This window comes from Burkholderia sp. Bp8984, assembly GCF_003853755.1.
GTDB lineage: Bacteria > Pseudomonadota > Gammaproteobacteria > Burkholderiales > Burkholderiaceae > Burkholderia.
The window spans coordinates 1-26,805 of record NZ_QTQN01000035.1 but is presented as its reverse complement, the minus strand read 5'-3'; the positions used below and the strand labels follow the sequence as shown (position 1 = coordinate 26,805).

Sequence of the window (26,805 nt, the reverse complement as noted above, 5' to 3'; positions counted from 1 at the left end):
GGCGTGGGTCCGGCGCTTACTGCATCACTTGCAGGTATTGCTGGCCGAACGCTTGCTGGCCGGCCGCCATCTTGCCGAAGTCGACCGATTTCGCCCGGGCGTATTCGCTCGCCGGCAGGAACTTCGCGGCGACGTCGGCGCCGAGCGTCTGCGCGCGCACCGGACGCAGGTACGCATTGGCCCACAGCTTCTGGCCTTCGTCGGACAGCACGAAGTCGAGCACCTTCCTGCCGTTCGCGTCGTGCGGCGCACCCTTCACGAGGCTCATCACGTACGGCACCGCGATCGTGCCTTCCTTCGGAATCACGAACTCGACGTTCGCGTGATCCTTGTACTTCGCGCGATACGCGTCGAAGTCGTAGTCGAGCAGGATCGGAATCTCGCCGGACAGCACGCGCGCATACGCGGTCTGCTTCGGCACGATCGGCGCGTTCGCCTTCAGCTTGCGGAACCAGTCGAGCCCCGGCTTGAAGTCGTCGAGGCTGCCGCCGAGCGCCTGGTTGACGGCCACGGCGCCTGCATAGCCGACGAACGCGCTCGACGGATCGAGGTAGCCGACCATGCCCTTGTATTCGGGCTTCAGCAGGTCGGCCCACGAGCGCGGGACCGGCTTGCCGTCGAGCGCGTCCTTGTTCACGAAGAAGCCGAGCGTGCCCGAGTGGATCGCGAACCAGTAGCCCTGCGGGTCCTTCAGGTTCGCGGGGATGTCGTTCCAGTGCGCGGGCTTGTACGGCGCGATCACGCCCTTGTCCTTCGCCTGGAACGCCGACGACACGCCGAGATAGACGACGTCGGCGACCGGGCTCTTCTGCTCGGCGATCAGCTGCGCGATCGCCTGGCCCGAGTTCTTGTTGTCGAACGGCACGCGGATGCCGGTCTTCTGCTTGATCGCCGCGATCTGCGCGGCCCAGTCGGCCCATTCGGGCGGGCAGTTGTAGCAGATCGCCGATTCGTCGGCATGGGCCGCGGGTGCGAACGCGACGAGCGCGGCGCAGGCGACGGGGGCTGCGAGCACGCGCAGCAGCGAGGTCAGGCGAAAGGACACGATGGATCTCCGGGCGGGGGCGGGGTAGCTTGCGCGCGCCGTGCACGATGGCGCGGCGCGCGCGTTCAGGCTTGGTGCAACTGCAGGTCGGCGGCCGGCGGCGCGACCGTCGCGCCGTCGCGCACCGTATGCGGCAGGATCAGCGACGTGCGCTCGATCGTCGCGCCGCCGATGCATTCGACGAGGCGCTGCCATGCATGACGGCCGATGTCCTGGTTCGGCGTCGCGACGCTCGCGAGCGGCGGTGCGAGCAGCTCGCCGATCGCGATGCCGTCGAAGCCGAGCACCGACAGGTCGTCGGGAATCGAGAAGCCCGCGCGGCGCAAGCCGCGCATCACGACCATCGCGAGCAGGTCGTTGCTGCAGAAGAGGGCGGTCGGGCGCGTGGCTCGCGCGGTGAGGTGCGCGAGCACCGCGTCGGGCAGCTCGGCCGCGTTGAAGTCGACCTCGACCGGCGGCAGCGTCGCGACGCCGGCCTCCTCGAGCGCCTGCGCGTAGCCGAGATGGCGCTGGCGAGCGCGATCCGACGCGGCGAGCGAACCGGCCAGCATCAGCACGCGGCGATGACCGCGTGCCGTCAGCATGCGCACGCCGTCGTAGGCGGCGCTGCGGTTGTCGACCGACACCGACGGGCGGCGTTGCGTGTCGTTGTGCATCAGCACGTAGTGCGGGCCGTCGCGGTCGAGCATGTCGAGCAGCGGATGCGTGTCCGCATCGGCGACGGTCAGGATCAGCCCCTCGACGCGCTGCTCGCGCAGTGTCTCGATCGCGTGGCGCTCGCGCGCCGCGTCGTATTCGGTCGTCATCAGGATCAGCTTGAAGCCGGCCGCGGTCGCGAGTTCGTCGATGCCCTGCAGGCAGTCGGCGAATACAGGGTTCGACAGCGTCGGCAGGACGACACCGACGAGCCGCGTGCGCTCGCCGCGCAACTGCCGGCCGAGCGGGCTCGGGCGGAACTGCAGCGTGTCGATGGCGGTGCGGATGGTCGCCAGCGTGGCGGGGCTGACGGTATGCGGCGCGTTGATCGCACGCGAGACGGTGGCGATCGAGAAGCCGGCGAGCGCGGCGACGTCCTTGATGGTCGGGGGCATGAAGTTACGCGATGTAAACGTTTTCGACGGGAGAATTATCGAAAGCGTTTGTGACTTCGCGATGACTGACGAGACGTCTGTTTCGTAAAAGATGCGATACAAACATCAGACGGTTGGCGCCCGGCGAGCGGGGCGGATTCGATTGTATCGGCGGATGCTGCGGCGCGGGAGGAAATCGGCGACGGTGTCGCGCCGACGTCGATTGCGGCGCTCGAGTTCGGGTGTGGACAGGGCAGGCCGACATGCTGCATCGCGATGCAATGCGCGCGAATCAGCTAATGCATGCGCAAGCAATGGTAGAATCGCGTCCGCCCTTTTGCCGGGGTGATGAAATTGGTAAACATAGCGGACTTAAACGATTGAGTGCCCGGCCGGAAACGACCGGTGCAGAACCCTTCAAATTCGGTGAAACCCCTGACGCGCGCCGTGCGTCGAGGCAACGCCGAGCCAAGCCTCGCGGTACGACCGCAGCGAGGAAGGTGTAGAGACTAGACGGGGGGCGCCTAAGGCGCACGGGCGGCAACACCGCCCGCGCGCGACGGCGAAGGCATAGTCCAGCGCACGAACGGCTTCGTTTCGACGACGCCGGCTTTGAAAGAAGCAGTGTGACGAAAATCCGCCGCCTTAACTGGCTTGCCGGTTCGAGTCCGGTCCCCGGCACCAAGATCGCTTCCATGCGATTCCATGACGTTCCGAAAACCCGCGAGAAACAAGCCGCTCGCGGGTTTTTTGTTTTCAGGTCGTGCTTCGCTTCGATGGCGGCGGCCGGTTCCCGTAGATCCCCCGCGCTGGCCAAACGCAAACGTACCGGCGATTGAAATATCGATTCCCCGCGATTTGCTTCAGGCGTCCGCTCGTCGCGCGAATGAAGCGCGCTTCAACACCCGGCTATCCGCTTTCCGCGCCGAAAAACAGCCGGCGTTCTGGAGAGCACCTTTCCGCTGCAGGCCACTAACAGTAGAAAAACGGCTCATTACACTGCGCCCGTCGCATCGCGGGGAAACATCGATGCGACGAACATTCGCAGCACGCAACCGTTGCGACCAGCAAACGAAAGACCTGGGGGTAAATCGTCATGAACATGCGTTTGGGGATCATCGCACCCGCCGCCTTGCTTGCTGCCGCGGCGCATGCACAAAGCAGCGTGACGCTGTATGGCAAGATCGAGGACGGTATCAACTACACGAGCAACGCACGCGGCCACGGCACCGTGCAACTGCAAAGCGGCTATGACTACGGCAGCCGCTGGGGCATCAAGGGCACCGAAGACCTCGGCGCAGGCTACCAGGCGATTTTCACACTCGAGAGCGGCTTCGACGTCAACAACGGAAAAATGAGCCAGGGCGGCCGGGAATTCGGCCGTCAGGCGTTCGTCGGCATCGCGTCGGACCGATACGGCACCCTGACGTTCGGTCGTCAGTACGATCCGAGCGTCGACATCTTCTCGCCGCTCACCGCAAACGGCAACTGGACCGGCTACCTGTTCTCGCATCCGTACGACAACGACAACACCGACTACTCGTTCCGCGTGAACAATGCGGTCAAGTACGTGTCGCCCGTATGGCACGGCGTTACCGCGGAGGCGATGTATGGATTCAGCAATCAGGCGGGCGGCTTCGCGAACAACCGTCTATATGGCGCCGCGCTGCAATACCAGCAGGGCGGGCTGACGGTCGGCGCCTCGTATTTGAAGATCAACAACGCACGCAATGCCGATTCGAACGGGGCGATCACCGGCGACAACACGTTCGATGCATCGTCGCAGCAGAACATCGGCATCGGCGTGAATTATGCGTTCTCGAATGCCCTCGTGGGATTCACGTATTCGCACGTCGACGTCTACGATCCGACTTCGAACGCGTATTTCACCGGTACGACGCAGCCGGCGGGCGGTGCGTGGCAGTCGTGGAAGTTCGACAACTTCGAGGTGAACGGCCTCTATCACTTCACGACAGCGTTCTACGTCGGCGCGGCATATACGTACACGCAGGCCCGCGTCGCGTCGACGGTCGGCGCGTTCAATCCGAAGTGGCATCAACTGAGCACCAAGTTGAACTACGACTTGTCGAAACGCACGTCGGTATTCGTCGAAGGTGTCTATCAGCATGCGCTGAACGCGCACACTGGAACCGACTTCGACTACGCGTACGTTCCGGGCGCCGCCGATATCTCGTCGGGCCCGAATCAATTCGTCGCGCGAGTCGCGCTGCTGCATCATTTCTGACGCTGCTATCCGGGCGGTTATCGGTCATGTGTGGGTAAAAAAGTCCTGAACTTCGGGCTTGAAGGGAAATGTCGGCTCGACGGGCCATGGCGGGCCACTTCGCTGCGACGAAAGCGCCGCCGTGTGATACTTGGCACGTACGTCGCACAGGCCGTCGCCACCATCGTCGCGCACGTGACGCGGCCGATGGAATCAAACGACGTTTCCCTCCCGCAAGACCACCCGCCATGACCGACTCGAACTACCACTATTACGAACCGTCGCAAGGCCACGGGCTGCCGCACGATCCGCTGAACGCGATCGTGGGCCCGCGCCCGATCGGCTGGATTTCCTCCCGCGGCAACGACGGCACGCTCAACCTCGCGCCGTACAGTTTCTTCAACGCATTCAACTATCGTCCGCCGATCATCGGCTTTTCGAGCACCGCCGCGAAGGACAGCCTGCGCAACGTGCAGGAAACCGGCGAGTTCGTCTGGAACCTCGCGACGCGCGACCTCGCCGACCGGATGAACCAGACCTGTGCCGCCGTGCCGTACGACGTCGACGAATTCGAACTCGGCGGCCTGACCGCGATTCCGTCGCGCCTCGTCGGCGTGCCGCGCGTGGCGGAAAGCGGCGTCAACTTCGAATGCAAGGTGACCGACGTGATCCGGCTGCGCGATCACCGCGGCGTCGAGACGCCGGCCACGCTGGTGCTGGGCGAGGTCGTCGCCGTGCATATCCGTCACGACCTGCTGAAGGACGGCATCTTCGATACGTTCGGCGCGGGCATCATTCTGCGTGCGGGCGGCCCGTCCGCCTATGTGCACGTGACGCCCGACAGCCGCTTCGACATCGCGCGCCCCGACGCCTGACGCGTCGCATCATCGACGCGTCGCGCCATCGCGCCGTCGCGCGCCGGAACGATCCGGCGCGCGAGCGCTGAAGCACGCGGACGCGCACCGACAAAGACCAAGACCCCGCCGAAATCCAGGATTTCACGGGGTCTTTCGCTTCGTACCCTCCGACACGCGTGACAGACGCGCATCGATTCCGCGCTCCCCGACGCGTTGACGCATCGCAGCACACGCAACCGTCCTTCAAACCCACCGGCAATGCCGCTCGCCCATCGTCGCCGCCATGGCAAATCTGCTCACCCCGAACGAGCGGGTTGGGCATCGACGTCCGGCACGGCAAGGCATACATTCCCAAGGTTGGCGTGCTTATCCGCGTGCCAGCCTGCGCGTGAGCCGGCAACCGGCCGCGCGTTCCAATCAGCGTGAGACACAATCGAGCGTGGAGACGACACGATGAGCCTGTCAGAGCCATTGCGTCTGCATGTGCCGGAGCCCACCGGGCGCCCGGGCTGCAAGACGGATTTTTCCTACCTGCATCTATCGCCGGCCGGCGCGGTTCGCCGCCCGCCGATCGACGTAGCGCCGGCGGACACCGCCCATCTCGCCCGCAGCCTGGTGCGCGTGCTCGACGATCACGGCGAAGCCCTCGGCCCGTGGGCGCCGGATCTCGACGATGCGCGCCTGATCGCCGGGATGCGCGCGATGCTGAAGACCCGCATCTTCGACGCGCGGATGATGATCGCGCAGCGTCAGAAGAAAATCTCCTTCTACATGTTGAGCCTCGGCGAAGAGGCGATCGGCGCCGCGCATGCGATGGCGCTGCGTCACGGCGACATGTGCTTCCCGACCTACCGCCAGCAAAGCATCCTGATCGCGCGCGACGTGCCGCTCGAACGGATGATCTGCCAGCTGATGTCGAACGAAGGCGACCCGCTGAAGGGGCGCCAGCTTCCGGTGATGTACTCGGACCGCGAAGCCGGCTTCTTCTCGATCTCCGGCAATCTCGCGACGCAGTTCATCCAGGCGGTCGGCTGGGCGATGGCGTCGGCGATCAAGGGCGACACGAAGATCGCGTCCGCCTGGATCGGCGACGGCGCGACCGCGGAAGCCGACTTCCACACCGCGCTGACGTTCGCGCACGTGTATCGCGCGCCGGTCGTGCTGAACGTCGTCAACAACCAGTGGGCGATCTCGACGTTCCAGGCGATCGCGGGCGGCGAGGGGACGACCTTCGCCGGGCGCGGCGTCGGCTGCGGCATCGCTTCGCTGCGCGTCGACGGCAACGACTTCCTCGCGATCTACGCGGCGTCGACCTGGGCCGCCGAACGCGCGCGCCGCAATCTCGGCCCGACCTTGATCGAGTGGGTCACCTATCGCGCCGGCGCGCATTCGACGTCGGACGATCCGACCAAATACCGGCCGGCCGACGACTGGGCCCATTTCCCGCTCGGCGATCCGATCGCCCGCTTCAAGCAGCACCTGATCGCGAAGGGCATCTGGTCGGACAGCGCGCACGACGCGCTCACGGCCGAACTGGAAGCCGAGGTGATCGCCGCGCAGAAGGAAGCGGAGAAGTTCGGGACCCTGGCCGACGACCGAATTCCGTCGCCGGCCTCGATGTTCGACGACGTGTACAAGGAGCTGCCCGCGCATCTGCGCCGTCAGCGCCAGGAACTGGGAGCGTGATCATGGCGCAACATGAAACAACGACGGCATCGGCCCAGCCGATGACGATGATCCAGGCGCTGCGCTCCGCGATGGACGTGATGCTCGGCCGCGACGACGACGTGGTCGTGTTCGGGCAGGACGTCGGCTACTTCGGCGGCGTGTTCCGCTGCACCGAGGGGCTGCAGGCCAAGTACGGCAAGTCGCGCGTGTTCGATGCGCCGATCTCGGAAGGCGGGATCGTGGGCGCTGCGGTCGGGATGGGCGCGTATGGCTTGCGGCCGGTCTGCGAGATCCAGTTCGCGGACTACTTCTACCCGGCCTCCGACCAGATCGTGTCGGAAGGCGCGCGGCTGCGCTATCGCTCGGCTGGCCAGTTCACCGCGCCGATGACGATCCGGATGCCGTGCGGCGGCGGCATCTACGGCGGCCAGACGCACAGCCAGAGCCCGGAAGCGATGTTCACGCAAGTCTGCGGACTGCGCACGGTGATGCCGTCGAATCCGTACGACGCGAAAGGACTGCTGATCGCGTCGATCGAGAACGACGATCCGGTGATCTTCCTCGAGCCGAAACGCCTGTACAACGGGCCGTTCGACGGCCATCACGAGCGTCCGGTCACGTCGTGGCTCAAGCATCCGGGCAGCGAGGTGCCGGAAGGCTATTACACGGTGCCGCTCGACACGGCCGCCGTCGTGCGGCCCGGCAACGACGTGACGGTGCTGACGTACGGCACGACCGTCCACGTGTCGCTGGCGGCCGCCGAGGAGACCGGCGTCGATGCGGAAGTGATCGACCTGCGCACGCTGTGGCCGGTCGATCTCGACACGATCGTCGCGTCGGTGCGCAAGACCGGCCGCTGCGTGGTCGTGCACGAGGCGACGCGCACCTGCGGCTACGGTGCGGAGCTGGTGTCGCTCGTCCAGGAACACTGCTTCTACCATCTGGAGGCACCGGTCGAGCGGACGACGGGCTGGGACACGCCGTATCCGCACGCGCAGGAATGGGCGTATTTCCCCGGGCCGGCCCGGGTCGGCGAAGCGTTGCGACGCGTGATGGAGGCCTGAGATGGGGATTCATGTCATCAAGATGCCGGATATCGGCGAAGGGATCGCCGAGGTCGAGCTGGTGGCCTGGCACGTGCAACCGGGGCAGACGATCGCCGAAGACCAGCCGCTCGCCGATGTGATGACCGACAAGGCGGCGGTGGAGATTCCGTCGCCGGTGGCGGGCAAGGTGCTGGAGCTCGGCGGCCGGATCGGCGAGATGATGGCGGTCGGCAGCGAGCTGATTCGTCTCGAAGTCGAAGGCGACGGCAACCTGAAATCGGGCACGAAAGCACACGATGCAGGCCGGGATGCGACGCAGCGACCGGCGGCGGTCGACGTGCCTGCCGATTCATCTTCTATCGCTGAGGGATCCGAAACACATGCGTCGTCGAAGGCAGCGACGCACGCCGCGTCCCGCGCGCCGGCCGAGCCGCGCCGCGCGGAACATGCGGCGCCGCCGCGCGCGGCGCTCGCGCCGGGCGAACGGCCGCTCGCGTCGCCGGCGGTGCGCCAGCGCGCGTGGGACATGGGCATCGAGCTGCGCTACGTGCGCGGCACCGGCGAGGCCGGGCGGATCCTGCATGCGGACCTCGACGCGTATGCGCGCACGGGCGGCGGCGCCGCGCGCGGATCGCAAGCGCGCGGCTACGCCGAGCGCAACGACGCAACCGAGGTGCCGGTGATCGGCCTGCGGCGCGCGATCGCGCGCAAGATGCAGGAAGCGAAGCGCCGCATTCCGCACTTCAGCTACGTCGAGGAGATCGACGTCACCGAGCTCGAAGCGCTGCGCGCCGAGCTGAACCGGCGCCACGGCGACACGCGCGGCCGGCTCACGCCGCTGCCGCTGCTGATCCGCGCGATGGTGATCGCGCTGCGCGACTTCCCGCAGATCAACGCGCGCTACGACGACGAAGCCGGTGTCGTCACGCAATACGGCGCGGTGCACATGGGCGTCGCGACGCAGACGGACGGCGGCCTCACGGTGCCGGTGCTGCGTCATGCGGAAGCGCGCGACGTGTGGTCGATCTCGGCGGAAATCGCGCGGCTCGCCGACGCGGTGCGCGCGAACCGCGCGCAGCGCGACGAGCTGACCGGCTCGACGATCACGATCTCGAGCCTCGGCGCGCTCGGCGGCATCGTGTCGACGCCGGTCATCAACCATCCCGAGGTCGGCATCGTCGGCGTGAACCGGATCGTCGAGCGGCCGATGATCCGCGACGGCGCGATCGTCGCGCGCAAGATGATGAACCTGTCGTCGTCGTTCGACCATCGCGTCGTCGACGGCGCGGACGCGGCCGAATTCATCCAGGCCGTGCGCGAGGTGCTCGAGCGCCCGGCGCTGCTGTTCGTGGAGTGAGCCCGATGAAGAATGAACACACCACGCTCCTCGTGATCGGCGGCGGGCCGGGCGGTTACGTCGCCGCGATTCGCGCGGGGCAGCTCGGCATTCCGACGGTGCTCGTCGAGCGCGAACGGCTCGGCGGCACGTGCCTGAACATCGGCTGCATTCCGTCGAAGGCGCTGATCCACGTCGCCGACGCGTTCGAGCAGGCGCGCGGGCAGGCCGGCGAGGGAATGCTCGGGATTCGCGTGCGCGCGCCGGAGATCGACATCGCGAAAAGCGTCGCGTGGAAGGACGGCATCGTCGAGCGGCTCACGCGCGGCGTCGGCGCGCTGCTGAAGAAGCACGGCGTGCGCGTGCTGCACGGCGACGCGCGCGTCGTCGACGGCAAGACGGTCGACGTCGTCGCCGGCGACCACACGACGCGGATCGCCTGCGAGCATCTGTTGCTCGCGACGGGTTCGGAGCCGGTCGCGCTGCCGTCGATGCCGTTCGGCGGGCACGTCGTCTCGTCGACCGAGGCGCTGTCGCCCGCGTCGTTGCCGAAGCGGCTGGTCGTCGTCGGTGCCGGCTACATCGGGCTCGAACTCGGATTCGTCTATCGCAAGCTCGGCGTCGACGTCAGCATCGTCGAGGCGGCCGAGCGCGTGCTGCCCGCATACGACGCGGAACTCGCGAAGCCGGTCGCCGATTCGCTCGCGCGGCTGGGCGTCGGGCTATGGACGGGCCACAAGGTGCTGGGCCTCGCGAGCGACGGCGCGGTGCGCGTGCAGGCACCCGACGGCGCGGAGAAAACCCTGCCGGCCGATCGCGTGCTGGTCGCGGTCGGCCGCCGGCCGCGCGTCGACGGCTTCGGGCTCGAATCGATGCCGCTCGATCGCAACGGCCGCGCGCTGCGCATCGACGACGAATGCCGGACGTCGATGCGCAATGTATGGGCGATCGGCGACGTCACCGGCGAGCCGATGCTCGCGCATCGCGCGATGGCGCAAGGCGAGATGGTGGCCGAGCTGATCGCGGGACGGCGCCGCAAGTTCACGCCGGCCTCGATCCCGGCCGTGTGCTTCACCGATCCCGAGGTCGTCACGTCCGGCTGGTCGCCCGACGACGCCAAGGCGGCCGGTGTCGACTGCATCGGCGCGTCGTTCCCGTTCGCGGCGAACGGCCGCGCGATGACGCTGCAGGCGACCGACGGTTTCGTGCGCGTCGTCGCGCGGCGCGACACGCACCTCATCGTCGGCTGGCAGGCGGTGGGGCGTGGCGTGTCGGAACTGGCCGCCGCGTTTTCGCAGTCGCTCGAGATGGGCGCGCGGCTCGAGGACATCGGCGGCACGATCCACGCGCATCCGACACTCGGCGAAGCGATGCAGGAGGCGGCGTTGCGCGCGCTGGGACATGCGCTGCACGTGTGAGCATGTGCCGGCCCGTGCGGCTGATCGAAGCCCCGCCACGGCGGGGCTTCTTGTTTGTGTCGATCGCGGGCGTCGGCTTCGTGTCTCCCGCGCCGGATTCGACATGACGGTTCGCGCTTCGACTATCCGGATTGCCGACGATCGGTCAAGGCCGACGCCGCGCTCGACGCGCGCCCGGGCGCGCATGTGATCGGTTCGGAACGCTTGGCCTGAACCGGAACCGGCGACGCCAAGCTGCCGGCGGCACGGCTGAACGAACGGACGGCCAGCGCCGGCGGTTCGCGCACGACGCCGTCAAGCGGGCCGACCCGTTGCAAGACTGTTTCGTCACACCAGGCAATAGCGGACATGTGGCGTGCATGCTGACCTACGATGAAGACATCGCGTCCATCGTCTGCCCAACCATGTGCACCCACTACCGCGCCCCCGATGAAGACCCGGGCATCAGCGAGCTGAGGATCGGCATCGGCGACCTGTTTCGCCGCGATCCGTGGGAACCCGACGTATATCCCGATTACGCGGCGCCCATCGCGCGTGCCGACGGCGACGGTCTCGCGGTCGTCAGCGCGGTGTTCGGCTTCTGGCCGAAGTTCATGCAGCCCGAGCGTCTCGACGAGCACGGCCGCAAACGAAAGAAGCTCGATACGGTGAATGCGCGCGCGGAGACGGTCGGCGCGTCGCGGCTCTACGGCAATGCCTGGCGCAACGGCCAGCGCTGCCTGATTCCGGTGCGCTGGATCTTCGAGCCGTGCTACGAGACGGGCCGCAACGTGTGGCACCGGATCGGTGTCGACGGCTGGCAACCGTGCTGCGTCGCCGGCCTCTGGCGGCGCTACGAAGCGGCCGACGGCCGCGAGCGGATCGGCATGACGATGCTCACGGTCAATGCGGACGATCATCCGGTGTTCGCGCGCATGCACCGGCCCGGCGACGAGAAGCGGGGCGTCGTGATCCTGCGTCGCGACGACTACGACGAATGGCTGCATGCGCGCGACGTCGAGGCCGTGCGGCGCATGCTGACACTCCTTCCTGCGGCCGACATGGTCGCCGCACCCGATCAGGTGTCGCCCGCCGGCGCCTGAGCTTTCATTTTTCATACGCTTTTCATACGCAACCGATTGCTGCGCAGGTCGGACGTATCCCGTTCTCTCAGACGATTTCTAAAATTCCCGGATTCCGGGTAATCACCGATATCAGCCAAGTTGTATATACAAGATCATCCGCTGGCAATGTCGGCACACGTCGTGCCCGTTGCGCGCCAGCGTGCTGACCGTGCGTGCGTGGCGCATGCCGGCGATCCACGGCGCCCCGCACCCGACGAGCCGAAAGGGCGGCTCGGCACGTTTTCCGTCTCGTCCCAACCATTTGTGATCCTCAGTATCTTGGAGATTTACCCGTGTCAACGAATCCCAGTGGAAAAGCCGGCGGTCTGATCGAGGTACGCTCGATCGATTTCATTCCCGACGCCGAACGCCACGGCGGACTGCTGAGCCAGTTCACGCTGTGGCTGTCCGCGAACATGCAGATCACGGCCATCGTCACGGGCGCGCTGGCGGTCGTGCTCGGCGGCGACGTGTTCTGGTCGCTGATCGCGCTGCTGCTCGGCCAGCTCGTCGGCGGCGCGGTGATGGCGCTGCACGGCGCGCAGGGGCCGCAGCTCGGGTTGCCGCAGATGATCTCGAGCCGCGTGCAGTTCGGCGTCTACGGCGCGATGATCCCGATCGTGCTCGTGTGCCTGATGTACATCGGTTTTTCCGCCAGCGGCTCGGTGCTTGCCGGGCAGGCCGTCGCGCAATTGCTGCACGTCGACGACGCGGCCGGCATCCTGTTGTTCGCGGCCGTGATCGTCGTGCTGACGGTGTTCGGCTATCGCGCGATCCACTTCGTCGGCCGGATCGCGAGCGTGATCGGCATCGTCGCGTTCGTCTACATGTTCACGCAGCTGTTCGCGAACCACGACGTCGGCGCGCTGCTCGCGAACCGGCACTTCTCGCTCGCGAGCTTCCTGCTGTCGATGTCGCTGTCCGCGTCGTGGCAGATCGCGTTCGGCCCGTACGTCGCCGACTACTCGCGCTACCTGCCGCGCTCGACGTCGTCGGTCGCCACGTTCCTCGCGGTCGGCCTCGGCTCGGTGATCGGCGCGCAGGCGGCGATGGTGTTCGGCGTGTTCGCGGCGGCGCTGGCCGGCAGCCAGTTCGCGCACCACGAGGTGTCGTACATCGTCGGCCTCGGCTCGACGGGCGCCGTGGCCGCGCTGCTGTACTTCAGCATCGCGTTCGGCAAGGTGACGGTGACCGCGCTCAACGCGTACGGCAGCTTCATGTCGATGGCGACGATCGTCAGTGGTTTCCGCGGCAAGGGCGCGGTGTCGTCGAAGAGCCGTCTCGTGTACATCTTCGGGATGATCTGCGTGTCGACGCTGATCGCGCTCGCCGGCCGCCATTCGTTCCTGAAGGAATTCACCGCGTTCATCCTGTTCCTGCTCGCGTTCTTCACGCCGTGGAGCGCGATCAACCTGGTCGACTACTACTGCTTCACGCGCTCGCGCTACGACGTGCCGGCGCTGTCCGATCCGGACGGCCGCTATGGCCGCTGGAACGCGATGGCGATCACGATCTACGTGGTCGGCATCCTGGTGCAATTGCCGTTCATGTCGACGCACATCTACACCGGTGCGCTCGTCGACGCGCTCGGCGGCACCGACATCTCGTGGATCCTCGGCCTCATCGTGCCGGCCGTGCTGTATTACGTCGGCGCGCGTGCGTCGCGGCGCAGCATCCCCGAGCGCCTGATCCTGCCGCTCGAACGCGGCGAGGTTCATCACTGACGCATCGCGTCGTCCGCCGGGCCGGCCTGCAGCCGGCCTGAGCGGCCCGCCGCGCCGAACCGGGCGCGACCGGCTGCCGCGCTGTACCTCACCTTCGTTATCCGCGATGCCGGCATGGCAGACCACCGTGCCCGGCATCGTTCCATTCTCCTTTCATTGAATAGTAAGACTAAGCAGATGAACGCACGAGACAATCGTTCCCGGGCGCGATCGGCGCATGCCGGTCTTCGCATGGCCGTTACGGCCGCATGCCTGGGTGGGTCGGGCGCCGCGCTCGCGCAGGACGGCGTCACGCTGTACGGCGTGATCGACGAATTCGCGCAGTACGTGAATACCGGCAACGGCTATACCGCGGCGATCGGCTCGGGCGGCCAGTGGGGCAGCCGCTTCGGGCTGAAGGGCGGCGAGGACATCGGCGGCGGCCAGAAGATCGAGTTCGCGCTCGAGAACGGCTTCAACCCGAACGACGGTTCGCTGGCAAGCTCGGGCAGCATGTTCAACCGGCAGGCGTGGGTCGGCATCGCGGGGCAGTGGGGCAAGGTGCGCGCGGGCCGCCAGAATTCGCCGCTGTTCAACGACCAGGGCGGGCAGGACGCGTTCGGCGGCGTCACGCAGGCGTCCGGCATGGACAACCTGACCGTGTTCGCGTTCCGCACCAGCAATACGCTGTCGTACCAGAGCCCCGAGATCGCCGGTTTCCAGGCCGGCCTGTATTTCGGATTCGGCGACGCGGGCGGCGTGCGCTCGGCAGGCTCGAGCCAGCAGTTCGACCTGACCTACGAGCACGGGCCGTTCGCGGCATTCGTCGCAGGCCAGTGGCTGAAGAACAAGACCGCGACCACGACCGATCGCACGATCATGGCCGGCGCGTCGTACGCAATCGGCAAGGCGACCGTGTACGGCGGCTTCTCCGCGGTGAAGTGGGCCGACCTCGGGATCGATTCGCGCGTGTACGGGCTGTCGGTCAAGTACCAGCTCAATCCGGCGAACTACGTCGCGCTCGGCTATGCGTACCTGCATGACCAGACGTCGCAGGGCGACAACGCGGACCAGTTCGGGCTGATGTACGAATACGACCTGTCGAAGCGCACGAGCTTCTACGGCGCGCTGTCGTACCTGCGCAACCGCAACCAGGCCGGCTACACGCTCGCCGGCGCGGCGAACCCGGGCCTGCCGCTCGCGTATCCGGGCGCGAATGCGCGCGGCGTGCAGCTCGGCATCGTGCATCGCTTCTGACGAGGCATCGGGCGCCGGGCCGCGGGTCGGCGCCTGTTTCCCGTCACGGGTGCACGCAATCGCGCGCCGGCATGCGTGCGCCCGCATTCGCGCGCCAACATCCGCGCGCTCACATCCCCAGCCGTTCCGCGAGCGAATGACGCTGCATGCAGCGCTCCATCGCGTCGAGGAACGCCTGCTCGGCCGCGTTCATCTTGCGGTCGCGATGCCACAGCAGGAACACGTCGACGTCGACGAGCCCATCGTCCGGCGGCAGCCGCCACAGGCGTTGCTGCGCGATGTCGTCGCGCACGATGTGCTCGGGCAGGCAACCGATGCCGTAACCGGCGAAGATCAGCCGCCGCACTTCCTCGAGGCTCGGCGACGACGCGACGATGCGCCCGGTGAAACCCTTCTGGTCGCGGAACACGGTGAGCGGCGACAGGCTGTCGCCGATCTGGTCGCTCGTAAACGACACGAAGTTTTCCGCGAGCAGGTCGTCCATCCGCAACTGCGTCTGCCCGAACAGCCGGTGATGGCGGCCGCAGTAGATCGCATAGCGCTGCCGCAGGAAGCAGCGCATCTCCAGCTTGTCGTGCGGCGTGCGGCACAGGCCGAGCCCGGCGGTGGCCGTCTTCTGCAGCAGCGACGACAGGATGTCCGACGAGCGCATCACCTCGATCTGCAGGTCGATGCGCGGATACGCGCGATGGAAGTCGGCGAGGAATTCGTCGTAGACGGGCGACTCGATGCGGCTCACCGTCAGCAGCCGGATCGAGCCGGTGAGGTCGGCCGTGCTGTCGTCGAGCTCCGTTTCGAGCCGCGACACGCCGCCGTAGATGTCGCTCGCGATCCGGTACACGGCTTCGCCGGCCGGCGTCGGCGCGAAGTGCGCGCCGCGCCGCTCGATCAGCTTGCGCTCGAGGGCCTCCTCGAGCCGCCGCAGCGCCTGGCTCACGGCCGGCTGCGTCACGTGCAGGCGCGCGGCCGCGCGGCTCACGCTGCGCTCCTGCATGATCACCAGATACGTGCGCAGCAGGTTCCAGTCGAGGCGGTCGTTGAGGAAGGGGGCGAGGTCGGCGCGCATCGGGTCAGTCATTAGCTGAATTTATACGCGAAATAATAACTTGAAATTTGACTAATGATGTGCGGTCGCCGATAAAGGAGGGGCGCCGCACCGTGCGGCGCGAGGCCGCGACAGACGGCCGGCCATCACGATATCGCGCGTGCCGCGGCGCGCGCCAGGAGCCCGCATGACCCAGTCCCTTCCTTCCGCCCGCCAGCCGGCGCGTGCCGCGACGGCCGCGTTCATCGGCACGATGATCGAGTGGTACGACTTCTACATTTACGCGACCGCCGCCGCGCTCGTGTTCGGGGAACTCTATTTCCCGTCGCATGACCGCTTCGTCAGCACGATGGCGTCGTTCGCGACGTTCGCCGTCGGCTTCTTCGCGCGCCCGCTCGGCGGCATCGTGTTCGGCCACCTCGGCGATCGCATCGGCCGCAAGAAGGCGCTGATGACGACGCTGATGATGATGGGCGTCGCGACCGTCTGCGTCGGGCTGCTGCCCGACTATTCGAAGGTCGGCATGCTCGCGCCGGTGCTGCTGGTCGCGCTGCGCGTCGTGCAGGGGATCGCGGTCGGCGGCGAGTGGGGCGGCGCGGTGCTGATGGCGGGCGAACACGCGCCGCAGGGCCGCCGCACCTTCTTCGCGTCGTTCGCGCAGCTCGGCAGCCCGGCCGGGCTGATCCTGTCGCTGGTCGCGTTCCGCGCGGTCACGTCGATGGACAAGGCCGACTTTCTCGCCTGGGGCTGGCGCCTGCCGTTCCTCGCGAGCTCGGTGCTGCTCGTCGTCGGCATCCTGATCCGGCTCGGCGTGAACGAGTCGCCGGAGTTCGCGCGCGTGAAGGAGACGAACCGTACCGTGAAGCTGCCGGTCGCCGAAGTGTTCCGCTCCGCATCGGGGCTCGTGCTGCTCTGCATCGGCGCGAACACCATCGGGATCGCGGGCGTCTATTTCACCAACACGTTCATGATCGCGTACACGACGCAGTACGTCGGCGTGTCGCGCTCGCTGATCCTCGACAGCCTGTTCGCGGTCGCGATCATCCAGTTCATCGCGCAGCCGATCGCCGCGTGGATCGCCGAGCGCATCGGCGGCGCGCGTTTCCTGAAGATCGCCGCGCTGCTCGCGATGCTGTCGCCGTACCCGATGTTCATGCTCGTGCAGGGCGGCACGTCCGCGTCGCTCGTCGCGGGCATCGCGCTCGCGGTCGTCTGCATGGCCGGTTTCTATTCGGTGATCGCCGGCTTCGTGAGCGGCGTGTTTCCCGCGCACGTGCGCTATTCGGCGATCTCGCTCGCTTATCAGATCTGCGGCGCGCTCGCGGGCGGCCTGACGCCGCTCGTCGGCACCTGGCTCGCGCATCGCTTCGCGGGCCAGTGGTGGCCGCTCGCGGTGTTCTACACGGGGCTCGCCGGCGTTTCGCTGCTTTGCATCGTCGCGCTCGACGCGCGCCGCGCGGCCCGGCCGGCCGCCGCCGAAGCGCTCGGCTCGCGCTGAAACTCAACGAACGAATTCATCGGAGTGCAAATGAAAGACCTGCTGGAAATCGACGGTGCCCGCCTGTGGCGGAGCCTGGCCGACATGGCGCGCATCGGCGCGACGCCGCGCGGCGGTGTGCGGCGCCTTGCGCTGACCGACGACGATCGGCGCGGGCGCGACCTGTTCGCGCAGTGGTGCCGCGACGCGGGAATGACGGTGAGCGTCGATGCGGTCGGCAACCTGTTCGCGCGGCGCGCCGGCACCGATGCGCAGGCCGCGCCGGTGCTGATCGGCAGCCATCTCGACACGCAGCCCGAAGGCGGGCGCTTCGACGGCGTGTACGGCGTGCTCGCCGCGCTGGAGCTCGTGCGCACGCTGAACGATGCGGGCATCGCGACCGACAAGCCGCTCGAGATCGTGTCGTGGACCAACGAGGAAGGCGCGCGTTTCGCACCGGCGATGCTCGGCTCGGCGGTGTTCACGGGTGCGCTGCCGCTCGACGACGCGCTCGCGAAGCAGGATGCCGACGGTGTCACGCTCGGCGCCGCGCTGGACGCATGCGGCTACCGCGGCACGCGCGCGCCGGGCGGCGCGCTCGACGCGTATTTCGAAGCGCATATCGAACAGGGCCCGGTGCTCGAGGCGAACGGCACGACGATCGGCGTCGTCACGGGCGGGCAGGCGATCCGCTGGCTCGACGTGAGCGTGACGGGCGTGGCCGCGCATGCGGGCACGACGCCGATGCCGTATCGCAAGGACGCGTATTTCGCGAGCGCGCAGATCGCGCTCGAACTGGAACGGATCGTCGCGGGCGACGCGCCGCGCGGGCTCGCGACGATCGGCCAGGTCGGCATTCGCAACGCGTCGCGCAACACGATCGCAGGCGACGTGACGTTCACGGTCGACCTGCGCCATCACGCCGACGCGCAGGTCGATGCGATGGAGCGCGAGCTGCGCGATGCCAGCGCGCGCGTGGCCGCCGCGCGCGGCGTTCAGGTGTCGATCGAGACCTGCTGGCGCAGCCCGGCGACGCCGTTCGACCGCACCTGCGTCGAACTGGTCGCGCAGGCGGCGGACGCATTCGGCTACACGAGCGAGCGGATCGTCAGCGGCGCCGGTCACGATGCGATCCTGCTCGCGCGCCGCGTGCCGACCGCGATGGTGTTCATCCCGTGCGTCGACGGGCTGTCGCACAACGAGGCCGAAGACGCGTTGCCCGACGACGTGACGCGCGGCACGAACGTGCTGCTCCACGCGGTGCTCGCGCGCGCGGGCGTCGCGACGCGCGTGGCCGCGGCCGCGCACGACGCATGACACGGCGAATCGACGAGGACCCACGATGAAAACCTATTTCCACCCCGAACAGTTGCTGCACCATCCGCGCACCTACCTGTCGCGCGGCAGGATGCGCGAGCCGCAGGAGGTGCCCGAGCGCGCGGCGCGGCTGGTCGCGGCGGTGCATGCGCTCGACTTCGACGTGCGCGAGCCGGCCGACCGCGGCACCGCGCCGATCGCGGCCGTGCACGACATGAAGTACCTGCGTTTTCTCGAGGAGGCGCATCGCGACTGGAAGCGGATGCCCGACGACTGGGGCGACGAAGTGATGTCGAACGTGTTCGTGCGCGACCCGAACCCGCTGCGCGGCGTGCTCGCGAAGGCCGCGCGCTATCTCGCCGACGGCAGCTGCCCGGTCGGCGCGAACACGTGGCGCGCCGCGTACTGGTCCGCGCAGAGCGCGCTCGCGGCCGCGGCGGACGTGAACGACGGCGCGCGCGATGCGTACGCACTGTGCCGGCCGCCCGGCCATCACGCGCGCCGCGATGCGGCTGGCGGCTTCTGCTACCTGAACAATGCGGCGATCGCCGCGCAGGCGCTGCTCGGCCGCCATCGCCGGGTCGCGATCCTCGACACCGACATGCATCACGGGCAGGGCGTGCAGGAGATCTTCTACGGCCGCGACGACGTGCTGTACGTATCGATCCACGGCGACCCGACCAATTTCTATCCGGTCGTCGCCGGTTACGAGGACGAGACGGGCGCGGGCGCCGGCGACGGCTACAACCTGAACCTGCCGATGCCGCATGGCGCGCCCGAGTCGGCGTTCTTCGAGCGGCTCGACGACGCGCTGCGCGCGCTCGCGCGGTTCCAGCCCGACGCGCTCGTGCTCGCGCTCGGCTTCGACATCTACAAGGACGACCCGCAATCGCAGGTGGCCGTCACGACCGACGGGTTCGGCCGGCTCGGCGGCGCGATCGGTGCGCTCGGCTTGCCGACGGTGATCGTGCAGGAGGGCGGCTATCACCTCGAGAGCCTCGACACGAATGCGCGCGCGTTCTTCGGCGGGTTCGCCGGCGCGCGCTGAGGAGCTGAGGCGCTGAGACGTCGATACGTCGATACGTCGATACGTCGATACGTCGATACGTCGATACGTCGATACGTCGATACGTCGATACGTCGAAGCGGCGGCCCGCGATGCGCGATGTGCGGGCCGTCAACGAAAATGCCCGCACCGGAATCCCGGCGCGGGCATTTCTCAATCGCGGTGCCGCGTATCGGCACCACGCGGATCACCGGGCGCTCACGAATTCGCGGCGACCGGCGCGCGGCGGCGCTGGATCATCTGCAGCGCGACGAGCGCGAGCCCCGCCGCCGCGATCAGCCCGCCGACGAGCGGCACCGCCGCGTAGCCGAAGCCGGCCGAGATCGCCGCGCCGCCCGCTGCCGCACCGACTGCGTTGCCGAGGTTGAACGCGCCGATGTTGACGGCCGACGCGAGGCCCGGGGCTTCGTGTGCGGCACGCATCACGCGCATCTGCAGCGGCGGGACCACCGCGAACGTCGCGACACCCCAGACCAGCAGCGTGACCGCGGCGCCGGCATGGGTGCGCGCGAGCAGCGGGAACGCGGCCATCGTCACGATCAGCAGCACCAGGAAGCCGATCAGCGTGCCGTCGAGCGAGCGGTCGGCGAGGCGGCCGCCGGCGATGTTGCCGATCGAGAAGCCGACGCCGATCAGCACGAGCATCGCGGTGACGAAGCCGGGCGTCGCGCCGGTCAGGTGTTCGAGCGTCGGGGCAACATACGTGTACAGCGTGAACATCGCGCCGGCGCCGAGCACCGTGGTCCCGAGCGCGCCGAGCACGACCGGGCGCGTCAGCACCGACAGTTCGGCACGCAGGTTCGGCATCCTGCCGGCTGCGCCCTTCGGCAGCGCGGCGAACAGGCCGGCGATCGCGATCAGGCCGAGCACGGCGGTCGCCGCGAACGACATGCGCCAGCCGATCATCTGGCCGAGCCAGGTCGCGGCCGGCACGCCGCCGACGTTCGCGATCGTGAGGCCCATGAACATCGTCGCGACCGCGCTGGCCTGCCTTTCGCGCGGCACGAGGCTGGCCGCGACCACCGAGCCGAGCCCGAAGAACGCGCCGTGGTTCAGGCTCGTGACGAGTCGTGCGAGCAGCAGCGTCGTGTAGTCGGGCGCGACGGCCGACAGCAGGTTGCCGATCGTGAAGATCGACATCAGCGCGATCAGCGCCGAGCGGCGCGACCAGCGCGCGAGCAGCAGCGTCATCAGCGGCGCGCCGACCATCACGCCGATCGCATACGCGCTGATCAGCATGCCGGCCTGCGGAATCGACACGTGGACGCCGTCGGCGATCACGGGCAAGAGGCCCATCGGCGAGAACTCGGTCGTGCCGATGCCGAACGCACCGGCGGCGAGCGCCAGCAGCGGCAGCGTGGCGCTGCCGCCCGGGCGGGAAGGGGAAGAAGTCGTGGTGTTCACGCGATGCGCTCCGGTAAGCATGGGGCAACGGCACCGGGCCGTTGTGGACAGGGTGAAGTGTGCCTGCGTTACTTTTGCGGAAAAAGCCGTGCTCGGGCGAAATTATCTTGATTTCATGTCAACAATGCGCGATTGGGGCGGCACGCGCGTACGGCCGCCGGGCGGGGCTTCCCGCGATGCGACGGCCGGCCGCCGGCCGTGCGGACGATCGAACCGTGTCCGGAGCAAGGTTTTCGTCGTCGGACGGAACGCGGCGTCCGGGTGGGTGCGCGATCCGCTTGCGCGCCGCGCTCGACGCGCGGCGGGTGTTCGACGTGATGCGGGCGGCAGGCGGGGCAGGCGGGGGCGGGCCGGCGCGCGGCGTCGTCAGGCCGGTCGGGCGACGGGCCGGGCCAGCCGGCGGGGCCCGCGCGAGCGCGTCATCCTTCCCGCCAACCCACCCTTTGCCGGCGCGGCTTGCCGCCAAAAAAATCCCCGGTCACAGGGGGACCGTGACCGGGGCGGAAAGGCATCCTCTCTTTGGCACGAGGGTGGATGCGGGCGCAGTATATTTCGGTGCATAACGTTTCGAAGTGACGTTAAACGGCCTTTTTGGGCGTCAATTTGAAAATTCCGGCGTGATGGCGTCGATCGTCACCCATTCGAAAGATTGGTCGTGCACTCGGACGGACGTTCCGGGGGCACGATGACGGCAATGCCGGCCGTCGTCCGAAGCGACTGCGCGCAGACGGCCGAATCCGCTGCCGCGCGACGAGGCGGAATCCGCCGGCGTCGCGCGGGTCGCGCATGCCAGGCCGGTCGGTCAGTCCGCCTGTCCGGCCGCGTCGCGCACCGCCTCGAGAAACCGCGCGACGACGGGCGAGCCCGGCGCCGCCGCACCGTCGAACACGAACTCGATGTCGAAGCGGCTCGCGAGTTCGTCGAGTGCGACGAGCCGAACCGTGCGCGGGCACGTCGGCGACGCGCTTTCCGGCACGAATGCGCAGCCCATGCCGGCCGCGACGAGCCCGATCAGCGTCGGGATGTCGCTGCCGACCTGCGCGATGCGCGGCGTGAAACCGGCCCGGTCGCACTGGGCCATCAGGAAGCGGTGGTGCGCGGCGGAGCGCTGCGCGTCGAACCAGACGAACGGTTCGTGCGCGACGTCGGCGAGCGTGCGCGGCGCGTGGAAGCGGCCGCCGGGCGGCGCAGGCATCGCGAGCACGAAGCGATCGCTCAGCAGCCGCACGCCCGACAGATGCGGCGCCTCGTCGCGGCGCCACGCCATGATGCCGCCGTCGAGCTGGCCGCGCATCAGCGCCGCCGCCTGTTCGGCCGACAGCATCGGCGCGATCGACAGCTTCACGTCCGGACACGCGTCGCGAAACGCCTTCAGCACGTTCGCGACGACCGGCAGCGGCAGGCAGTTCGGCAGCGCGCCGAGGCGCAGTTCGCCGAGCTGGCCGGCCGCGCTGCGCAATGCGCGTTCGCGGCTGTCCTGCAATGTCGCGAGCAGGCCCGTCGCATCCTGCAGGAAACTCGCGCCGGCCGCCGTGAGCGTGACGCCCGTCGCGCGGCGGATCAGCAGCGGCGTGCCGATCGCATCCTCGAGCTCGCGGATCTGCCGCGACAGCGCAGGCTGAACGATGCCGGCCGCGCGGGCGCCGGCCATCACGCTGCCGGCTTGCGCGACGGCCACGAAGTAACGCAGGTGACGCAGTTCGATCTGGCGCATGCGGTGTCGGCTCCGGTGTTCGGCCTCGATTCTATGGGTATGCCTGTCAAGCATGGCAAGTGCCATCCAATGGTATTGGAAAGCATGGCGAGCGTGCCGTACGATGGTCGTCGTTGGCGGGCCGGTTCACCGGCCCGTGCGTTCTCCTTGCCCCGATTCCCGACCGTGTCCCGCATCATGCCGCTTCATATCCAGACCCCCTATATCCGCTCGCAAATCGCGTCGCGCCGTCTCGGCAAGAACATCCGGCTGAAGCTCGACGCGCTGCAGCCGTCCGGTTCGTTCAAATTGCGCGGCATCGGCGCGGCGTGCGAAGCACGGCATGCGGCCGGCGCGCGCCGGTTCGTGTCGTCGTCGGGCGGCAATGCGGGCATCGCGGTCGCGTATTGCGGCCGCGAGCTCGGCGTGCCGGTGCTCGTCGTCGTGCCGGAAACCGCGTCGGCCCGCGCGCGCGAACTGATCCGCGTCGAGGGGGCGGAGGTGGTCGTGCACGGTGCGAGCTGGGCCGAGGCGAATGCGTTCGCGCTGTCGACCGTCGGTACGCAGGACGCGTTCGTGCATCCGTTCGACGATCCCGTGCTGTGGCAAGGGCACGCGACGATGATCGACGAGATGGCGGCGGCCGGCCCGAAGCCCGACGCGGTCGTGCTGGCGGTCGGCGGCGGCGGGCTGCTGTGCGGCGTGCTCGAGGGGCTCGCGCGCAACGGCTGGCACGACGTGCCGGTCGTCGCGGTCGGGACGGAAGGCGCCGACAGCTACGCGCGCTCGGTCGCGCACGGGCATCCGGTCGAATTGCCGGCGATCACGAGCATCGCGACGTCGCTCGGCGCGAAGCGGCCGTGCGACGCGGCGCTCGCATGGGCGAAGCGGCACGCGATCCATCCGGTCGTCGTGTCGGACGCGCAGGCGGTGGCTGCGTCGCTGCGGTTCCTGGACGAGCACCGGATCGTCGTCGAGCCGGCGTGCGGTGCTGCGCTGGCCGCGCTCGAAGAACCGGTGCCGGTGCTTGCTTCGGCGTCGGAGATCGCGGTGATCGTGTGCGGCGGCGTGACGGCGACGGCCGAGCAGATGCGGACGCTGAACGCGACGCTGCGGTAACGCGCTCGGGCATGTGACGCAGCGCAGCCGGATCGTGATGCGGACGAAGATGTCACGGTGAAGTGACGGCGAAGTGACGGCGGGGCGGGACCGGTCGCGGGTATCCGCGGAATCGGGGGCGTGTCGTCTGTCGCGACGGGCTGTTTCCGCTCGCGGGTTAAGTCACGCCGGGCGCGCGCAGCCAGTGGCCGGGGGCAAGATCTTCTCGTCTGAGGGTGACGGGGCGGGGATCGGCCGGCGCACCGCGCGCACGGCGCGCGGCGCGGCGAGGGCGCGCGCGGTCAGTTCGCGGACGGCGCGCTGGCGCCGGTCGGCGCGGACGACGCGACGGGGTCGGCAGCAGCGGGTGCGGACGTCTTGCCTGCCGGCGCCGGAGCGGCGTTCGAGGGCGTCGGCGCGGACGCCGCCGGCGCAGGCACGGACGATGCCGCCGTGGTAGCGGCAGACGTCGACGTGGCCGGCGTCGAAGCGGACGTAGGCGCCGAAGCGGAAGTGGGCGTCGAAGCTGAAGCGGGTGCGGAGGCTGACGCGGGCGTCGAAGCCGAGGTGGGCGCCGAGGTCTTAGCAGGTACCGCAGCCGAAGCAGGCGCCGAAGCCTGCGCCGAGGCCGAAGCTTGTGCCGAACCCGAACCCGAACCCGAACCCGAACCCGAACCCGAACCCGGCGCGGCACTCGCCGCAGCCCCCGAACCCACCCCGGTTCCCAACCCCGACCCGACGGCCCGCATCGTCCCCGGCGCGACCACGGCCGATGCCGCAGCAGGCACGGCCGGCACGACCGACGTGCCCGACGTCGGCGCGACGCTCGGCACGGACAGCGGCACCGGCGCCGCCGGCGGCGTCGGCACGACCGGCGTCGTCATCTTCATCGGCTCGCCCTGCGGCGTCGGCGCGGGCTCGGGCAGCGGCGTCACGGGCTCCTTCTCGGCCGCCTTCACGGTCGCGCGATCGCGGCGGGCCGGATCGATCTTCAGGAAATGCTCGACGAGATTGAAGAAGCGCTCGTAGAACACGCCGGCGGGAATCGTCTCGCTCGCGGTCTTCACGAGCGCGTCGTCGCTCGACCCGATCGGCAGCGACAGCGAACCGAACACGCTGAGCCCGACGCTCGCCGACGTATTCGACTTCTTCAGCGTGTAGCGGTCCTGCACCGCGTTCACGTACGCGATGCTCGACGAGCCGTCGGCAGTCGCGTCCGCGCACACGACGTGAAACTCGATCACGACGTGCATGTCGTTGCTCGGCTGGAAATTCTTGCTGCCGTCGACCGCGTCGTTGCGCGACGACGACACGACATAACCCTGGCTCAGCAGCGCGCGCCGCGCGGCCTCGCAGGAAGCGTCGGATTTCGAGTGGAACGTGTGCGCATACGGGCTGCTCGTCGCGTCGAACTGCTCCTGCTGGTAGATCGGCTTGGGTGGCGACGAGCACGCCGCCAGCACGGTCGCGGCCGCGAGCGCGCACGAAACGGAAAACAGGCGAAATCGGTTGTGCATGGCGTCTTTCAATAGGCTCGGCGAGATGCCGCGCGGGGCTGCGGGCGCAACGCACGCGGCGGCGGGGCCGGTGCGATGCGCGTGGCAATCTCGTATGGCCGGGGCGTCATTATAGTTTCGTTTGATGTCGCGCTCGCTTCAGCCGGCCGGCGCCGGCCGCGCGGCGGCGAGCAAGCGCGACGCCAGCGGGTGGTGTTCGCCGCGCCGCGAGCGGATCGCATGGATTTCCTCGGTCACGTCGCCCGCGCGGCCGAGCCGGCGCAGCCCGCGCAGCAGCGATGCGTCGTTCGCGCCGAGTTCGCTGAGCGGAAACACGCCGAGGCCGCGCGCCGCGAACACGGCCATCAGCGCGCTGTCCTCGAATTCGCCGGCAATGCGGGGCACGATCCGTTCCCGCTCCAGCCACAGGTCGAGGCGCGCGCGCAGCGCCGAGTGGGCGGTCGGCAGCAGCACCGGCAGCTCGGCGATGCACGCCGGAAAGCGCTGCCGCGCGGCCGGCGTGACGAGCGCCGCGGGCCCGTACCAGTCGACCGGCGACGCGACGAGCCGCTCGCTCGTCACGCGCAGGTTCGACCCCGACGGCGCGCCCTGGCCGGCCAGCACGAGGTCGAGGTGATGCAGCGCCAGTTCCGCCAGCAGCGCGTCGTGCTCGCCCTCGTGGCACAGCAGCCGCAGCGTGGGTGTATCGAGCACCGGCGCGAGGAGCGCATGCGCGGCGAGCTTCGAGATCCCGTCCGCGAGGCCGACCGCGAGCCGCACGGTCGGCTGGCTGGCCGCCGCGCGCACTTCGTCGGGAATCAGCCGGCCCATCTCGAAGATGACCTCCGCACGCGCATACGCGGCCTGGCCGGCGTCGGTCATCGCGACACCGCGCCCGGCCGGGCGCAGCAACTGGTGGCCGAGCGACTTTTCCAGTTCGCGGACCTGCGCGCTGATCGTCTGCACGGCCATGTCGAGCCGCTCGGCGGCCCGCGCGAAGCCGCCTTCCTTCACCACGACCCAGAAATAGTACAGGTGTCGAAAATTCAGCATCGGATCGTTATTTCGTAAAAACCGAACCAAAGATCAGATTCTCTCTGATTTTTTCGAAGTCGTGGGGTGACTATCATCGGGCTTTCCACCTTCGAATCGGCCCTTTTCATGGACTACCTGCTGACGCTTGCCGCCGACCCCGCCGTCTGGGCCGCGCTCCTGACGCTCGTCGTGATGGAAGTCGTGCTCGGCATCGACAACCTGATCTTCATCTCGATCCTCAGCAACAAGCTGCCCGAAGCGCAGCGCGCCCGCACACAGCGCCTCGGCATCGCGCTCGCGCTCGTGATGCGCCTCGCGCTGCTCGGCAGCGTCGCGTGGATCGCGAGCCTGACCGAACCCGTGTTCACGCTGTTCGATCACGCGTTCTCGTGGCGCGACATGATCCTGCTGTCGGGCGGCCTGTTCCTCGTGTGGAAGGCGACCACC

General features: G+C 68.4%; 21 protein-coding genes. 14 read left to right on the top strand and 7 right to left on the bottom strand.

What is annotated here, in order from left to right:
- Positions 1-16: 16 nt before the first annotated feature.
- Both DID98_RS28330 and DID98_RS28325 read right to left on the bottom strand, forming a co-directional pair.
- Positions 17-1,045: an ABC transporter substrate-binding protein gene (locus DID98_RS28330; RefSeq protein ID WP_124487543.1), complete on the bottom strand. Its 1,029-nt coding sequence runs from the start codon at positions 1,043-1,045 to the stop codon at positions 17-19.
- Positions 1,046-1,110: 65 nt separating this feature from the next.
- Entirely contained in the window at positions 1,111-2,136 is a 1,026-nt protein-coding gene (locus tag DID98_RS28325) for a substrate-binding domain-containing protein (protein WP_044844945.1), read from the bottom strand.
- A 1,075-nt stretch (positions 2,137-3,211) separates the two neighbouring features.
- On the opposite strand from DID98_RS28325, the gene DID98_RS28315 reads away from it, so the two are divergent.
- From DID98_RS28315 to DID98_RS28270, 9 genes are all read left to right on the top strand, one after another.
- The gene (locus DID98_RS28315; RefSeq protein ID WP_124571804.1) at positions 3,212-4,360 is read left to right on the top strand and encodes a porin; all 1,149 of its coding nucleotides are present in this window, start codon (positions 3,212-3,214) and stop codon (positions 4,358-4,360) included.
- A 227-nt stretch (positions 4,361-4,587) separates the two neighbouring features.
- On the top strand, positions 4,588-5,214 hold the full coding sequence (locus tag DID98_RS28310) for a flavin reductase family protein (RefSeq protein WP_124487545.1): 627 nt from the start codon (positions 4,588-4,590) through the stop codon (positions 5,212-5,214).
- Between the two features lie 435 nt (positions 5,215-5,649).
- Positions 5,650-6,882, top strand: coding sequence for a 3-methyl-2-oxobutanoate dehydrogenase (2-methylpropanoyl-transferring) subunit alpha (locus DID98_RS28305; protein ID WP_044844942.1), 1,233 nt, complete (start codon positions 5,650-5,652; stop codon positions 6,880-6,882).
- Between the two features lie 2 nt (positions 6,883-6,884).
- On the top strand, positions 6,885-7,928 hold the full coding sequence (locus tag DID98_RS28300) for an alpha-ketoacid dehydrogenase subunit beta (protein ID WP_124571803.1): 1,044 nt from the start codon (positions 6,885-6,887) through the stop codon (positions 7,926-7,928).
- A gap of 1 nt (position 7,929) precedes the next feature.
- Positions 7,930-9,267, top strand: a complete 1,338-nt coding sequence (locus tag DID98_RS28295) for a dihydrolipoamide acetyltransferase family protein (protein WP_124571802.1) — start codon at positions 7,930-7,932, stop codon at positions 9,265-9,267.
- Positions 9,268-9,272: 5 nt separating this feature from the next.
- Positions 9,273-10,664: a dihydrolipoyl dehydrogenase gene (lpdA, locus tag DID98_RS28290; RefSeq protein WP_124571801.1), complete on the top strand. Its 1,392-nt coding sequence runs from the start codon at positions 9,273-9,275 to the stop codon at positions 10,662-10,664.
- A gap of 404 nt (positions 10,665-11,068) precedes the next feature.
- Positions 11,069-11,746 (top strand): SOS response-associated peptidase family protein, encoded by a 678-nt coding sequence (locus tag DID98_RS28285; protein ID WP_124571835.1) that lies wholly within the window; start codon positions 11,069-11,071, stop codon positions 11,744-11,746.
- A gap of 314 nt (positions 11,747-12,060) precedes the next feature.
- The gene (locus DID98_RS28275; protein WP_124487549.1) at positions 12,061-13,491 is read left to right on the top strand and encodes a cytosine permease; all 1,431 of its coding nucleotides are present in this window, start codon (positions 12,061-12,063) and stop codon (positions 13,489-13,491) included.
- 177 nt (positions 13,492-13,668) lie between these two features.
- Positions 13,669-14,727: a porin gene (locus tag DID98_RS28270; RefSeq protein ID WP_124571800.1), complete on the top strand. Its 1,059-nt coding sequence runs from the start codon at positions 13,669-13,671 to the stop codon at positions 14,725-14,727.
- Between the two features lie 109 nt (positions 14,728-14,836).
- On the opposite strand, the gene DID98_RS28265 is transcribed toward DID98_RS28270, so the two are convergent.
- Positions 14,837-15,793 (bottom strand): LysR family transcriptional regulator, encoded by a 957-nt coding sequence (locus tag DID98_RS28265; protein WP_124487628.1) that lies wholly within the window; start codon positions 15,791-15,793, stop codon positions 14,837-14,839.
- Between the two features lie 166 nt (positions 15,794-15,959).
- Between DID98_RS28265 and DID98_RS28260 the strand changes: the two genes are divergently transcribed.
- Genes DID98_RS28260 through DID98_RS28250 form a run of 3 tightly spaced genes read left to right on the top strand, consistent with a single transcriptional unit; the run spans position 15,960 to position 19,614 of the window.
- Positions 15,960-17,270 (top strand): MFS transporter, encoded by a 1,311-nt coding sequence (locus tag DID98_RS28260; protein ID WP_124571799.1) that lies wholly within the window; start codon positions 15,960-15,962, stop codon positions 17,268-17,270.
- Between the two features lie 30 nt (positions 17,271-17,300).
- The gene (locus DID98_RS28255) at positions 17,301-18,566 is read left to right on the top strand and encodes a Zn-dependent hydrolase (RefSeq protein ID WP_124571798.1); all 1,266 of its coding nucleotides are present in this window, start codon (positions 17,301-17,303) and stop codon (positions 18,564-18,566) included.
- A 25-nt stretch (positions 18,567-18,591) separates the two neighbouring features.
- Complete coding sequence (locus DID98_RS28250; protein WP_124571797.1) at positions 18,592-19,614, top strand: histone deacetylase family protein; 1,023 nt, start codon at positions 18,592-18,594, stop codon at positions 19,612-19,614.
- A gap of 216 nt (positions 19,615-19,830) precedes the next feature.
- On the opposite strand, the gene DID98_RS28245 is transcribed toward DID98_RS28250, so the two are convergent.
- The gene (locus DID98_RS28245) at positions 19,831-21,036 is read right to left on the bottom strand and encodes an MFS transporter (protein ID WP_124571796.1); all 1,206 of its coding nucleotides are present in this window, start codon (positions 21,034-21,036) and stop codon (positions 19,831-19,833) included.
- Between the two features lie 802 nt (positions 21,037-21,838).
- The gene (locus DID98_RS28235; RefSeq protein WP_124571794.1) at positions 21,839-22,750 is read right to left on the bottom strand and encodes a LysR family transcriptional regulator; all 912 of its coding nucleotides are present in this window, start codon (positions 22,748-22,750) and stop codon (positions 21,839-21,841) included.
- A gap of 177 nt (positions 22,751-22,927) precedes the next feature.
- Between DID98_RS28235 and DID98_RS28230 the strand changes: the two genes are divergently transcribed.
- Complete coding sequence (locus DID98_RS28230) at positions 22,928-23,848, top strand: pyridoxal-phosphate dependent enzyme (protein WP_124571834.1); 921 nt, start codon at positions 22,928-22,930, stop codon at positions 23,846-23,848.
- 281 nt (positions 23,849-24,129) lie between these two features.
- On the opposite strand, the gene DID98_RS28225 is transcribed toward DID98_RS28230, so the two are convergent.
- Together DID98_RS28225 and DID98_RS28220 are read right to left on the bottom strand one after the other, a co-directional pair.
- The gene (locus tag DID98_RS28225; RefSeq protein WP_124571793.1) at positions 24,130-25,344 is read right to left on the bottom strand and encodes a DUF2242 domain-containing protein; all 1,215 of its coding nucleotides are present in this window, start codon (positions 25,342-25,344) and stop codon (positions 24,130-24,132) included.
- Positions 25,345-25,482: 138 nt separating this feature from the next.
- Positions 25,483-26,376, bottom strand: coding sequence for a LysR family transcriptional regulator (locus tag DID98_RS28220; RefSeq protein ID WP_124571792.1), 894 nt, complete (start codon positions 26,374-26,376; stop codon positions 25,483-25,485).
- Between the two features lie 108 nt (positions 26,377-26,484).
- On the opposite strand from DID98_RS28220, the gene DID98_RS28215 reads away from it, so the two are divergent.
- Positions 26,485-26,805: TerC family protein (locus DID98_RS28215; RefSeq protein WP_375142006.1), on the top strand; the 321-nt coding region annotated here is incomplete at its 3' end.

What these genes read in the sequence shown, in the direction of transcription:
- DID98_RS28325 (WP_044844945.1), bottom strand. Translation starts at nt 2,136, where the DNA reads ATGCCCCCGACCATCAAGGACGTCGCCGCGCTCGCCGGCTTCTCGATC.
- DID98_RS28315 (WP_124571804.1), top strand. Translation starts at nt 3,212, where the DNA reads ATGAACATGCGTTTGGGGATCATCGCACCCGCCGCCTTGCTTGCTGCC.
- DID98_RS28310 (WP_124487545.1), top strand. Translation starts at nt 4,588, where the DNA reads ATGACCGACTCGAACTACCACTATTACGAACCGTCGCAAGGCCACGGG.
- DID98_RS28305 (WP_044844942.1), top strand. Translation starts at nt 5,650, where the DNA reads ATGAGCCTGTCAGAGCCATTGCGTCTGCATGTGCCGGAGCCCACCGGG.
- DID98_RS28300 (WP_124571803.1), top strand. Translation starts at nt 6,885, where the DNA reads ATGGCGCAACATGAAACAACGACGGCATCGGCCCAGCCGATGACGATG.
- DID98_RS28295 (WP_124571802.1), top strand. Translation starts at nt 7,930, where the DNA reads ATGGGGATTCATGTCATCAAGATGCCGGATATCGGCGAAGGGATCGCC.
- lpdA (WP_124571801.1), top strand. Translation starts at nt 9,273, where the DNA reads ATGAAGAATGAACACACCACGCTCCTCGTGATCGGCGGCGGGCCGGGC.
- DID98_RS28285 (WP_124571835.1), top strand. Translation starts at nt 11,069, where the DNA reads ATGTGCACCCACTACCGCGCCCCCGATGAAGACCCGGGCATCAGCGAG.
- DID98_RS28270 (WP_124571800.1), top strand. Translation starts at nt 13,669, where the DNA reads ATGAACGCACGAGACAATCGTTCCCGGGCGCGATCGGCGCATGCCGGT.
- DID98_RS28265 (WP_124487628.1), bottom strand. Translation starts at nt 15,793, where the DNA reads ATGCGCGCCGACCTCGCCCCCTTCCTCAACGACCGCCTCGACTGGAAC.
- DID98_RS28260 (WP_124571799.1), top strand. Translation starts at nt 15,960, where the DNA reads ATGACCCAGTCCCTTCCTTCCGCCCGCCAGCCGGCGCGTGCCGCGACG.
- DID98_RS28255 (WP_124571798.1), top strand. Translation starts at nt 17,301, where the DNA reads ATGAAAGACCTGCTGGAAATCGACGGTGCCCGCCTGTGGCGGAGCCTG.
- DID98_RS28250 (WP_124571797.1), top strand. Translation starts at nt 18,592, where the DNA reads ATGAAAACCTATTTCCACCCCGAACAGTTGCTGCACCATCCGCGCACC.
- DID98_RS28235 (WP_124571794.1), bottom strand. Translation starts at nt 22,750, where the DNA reads ATGCGCCAGATCGAACTGCGTCACCTGCGTTACTTCGTGGCCGTCGCG.
- DID98_RS28230 (WP_124571834.1), top strand. Translation starts at nt 22,928, where the DNA reads ATGCCGCTTCATATCCAGACCCCCTATATCCGCTCGCAAATCGCGTCG.
- DID98_RS28225 (WP_124571793.1), bottom strand. Translation starts at nt 25,344, where the DNA reads ATGCACAACCGATTTCGCCTGTTTTCCGTTTCGTGCGCGCTCGCGGCC.
- DID98_RS28220 (WP_124571792.1), bottom strand. Translation starts at nt 26,376, where the DNA reads ATGCTGAATTTTCGACACCTGTACTATTTCTGGGTCGTGGTGAAGGAA.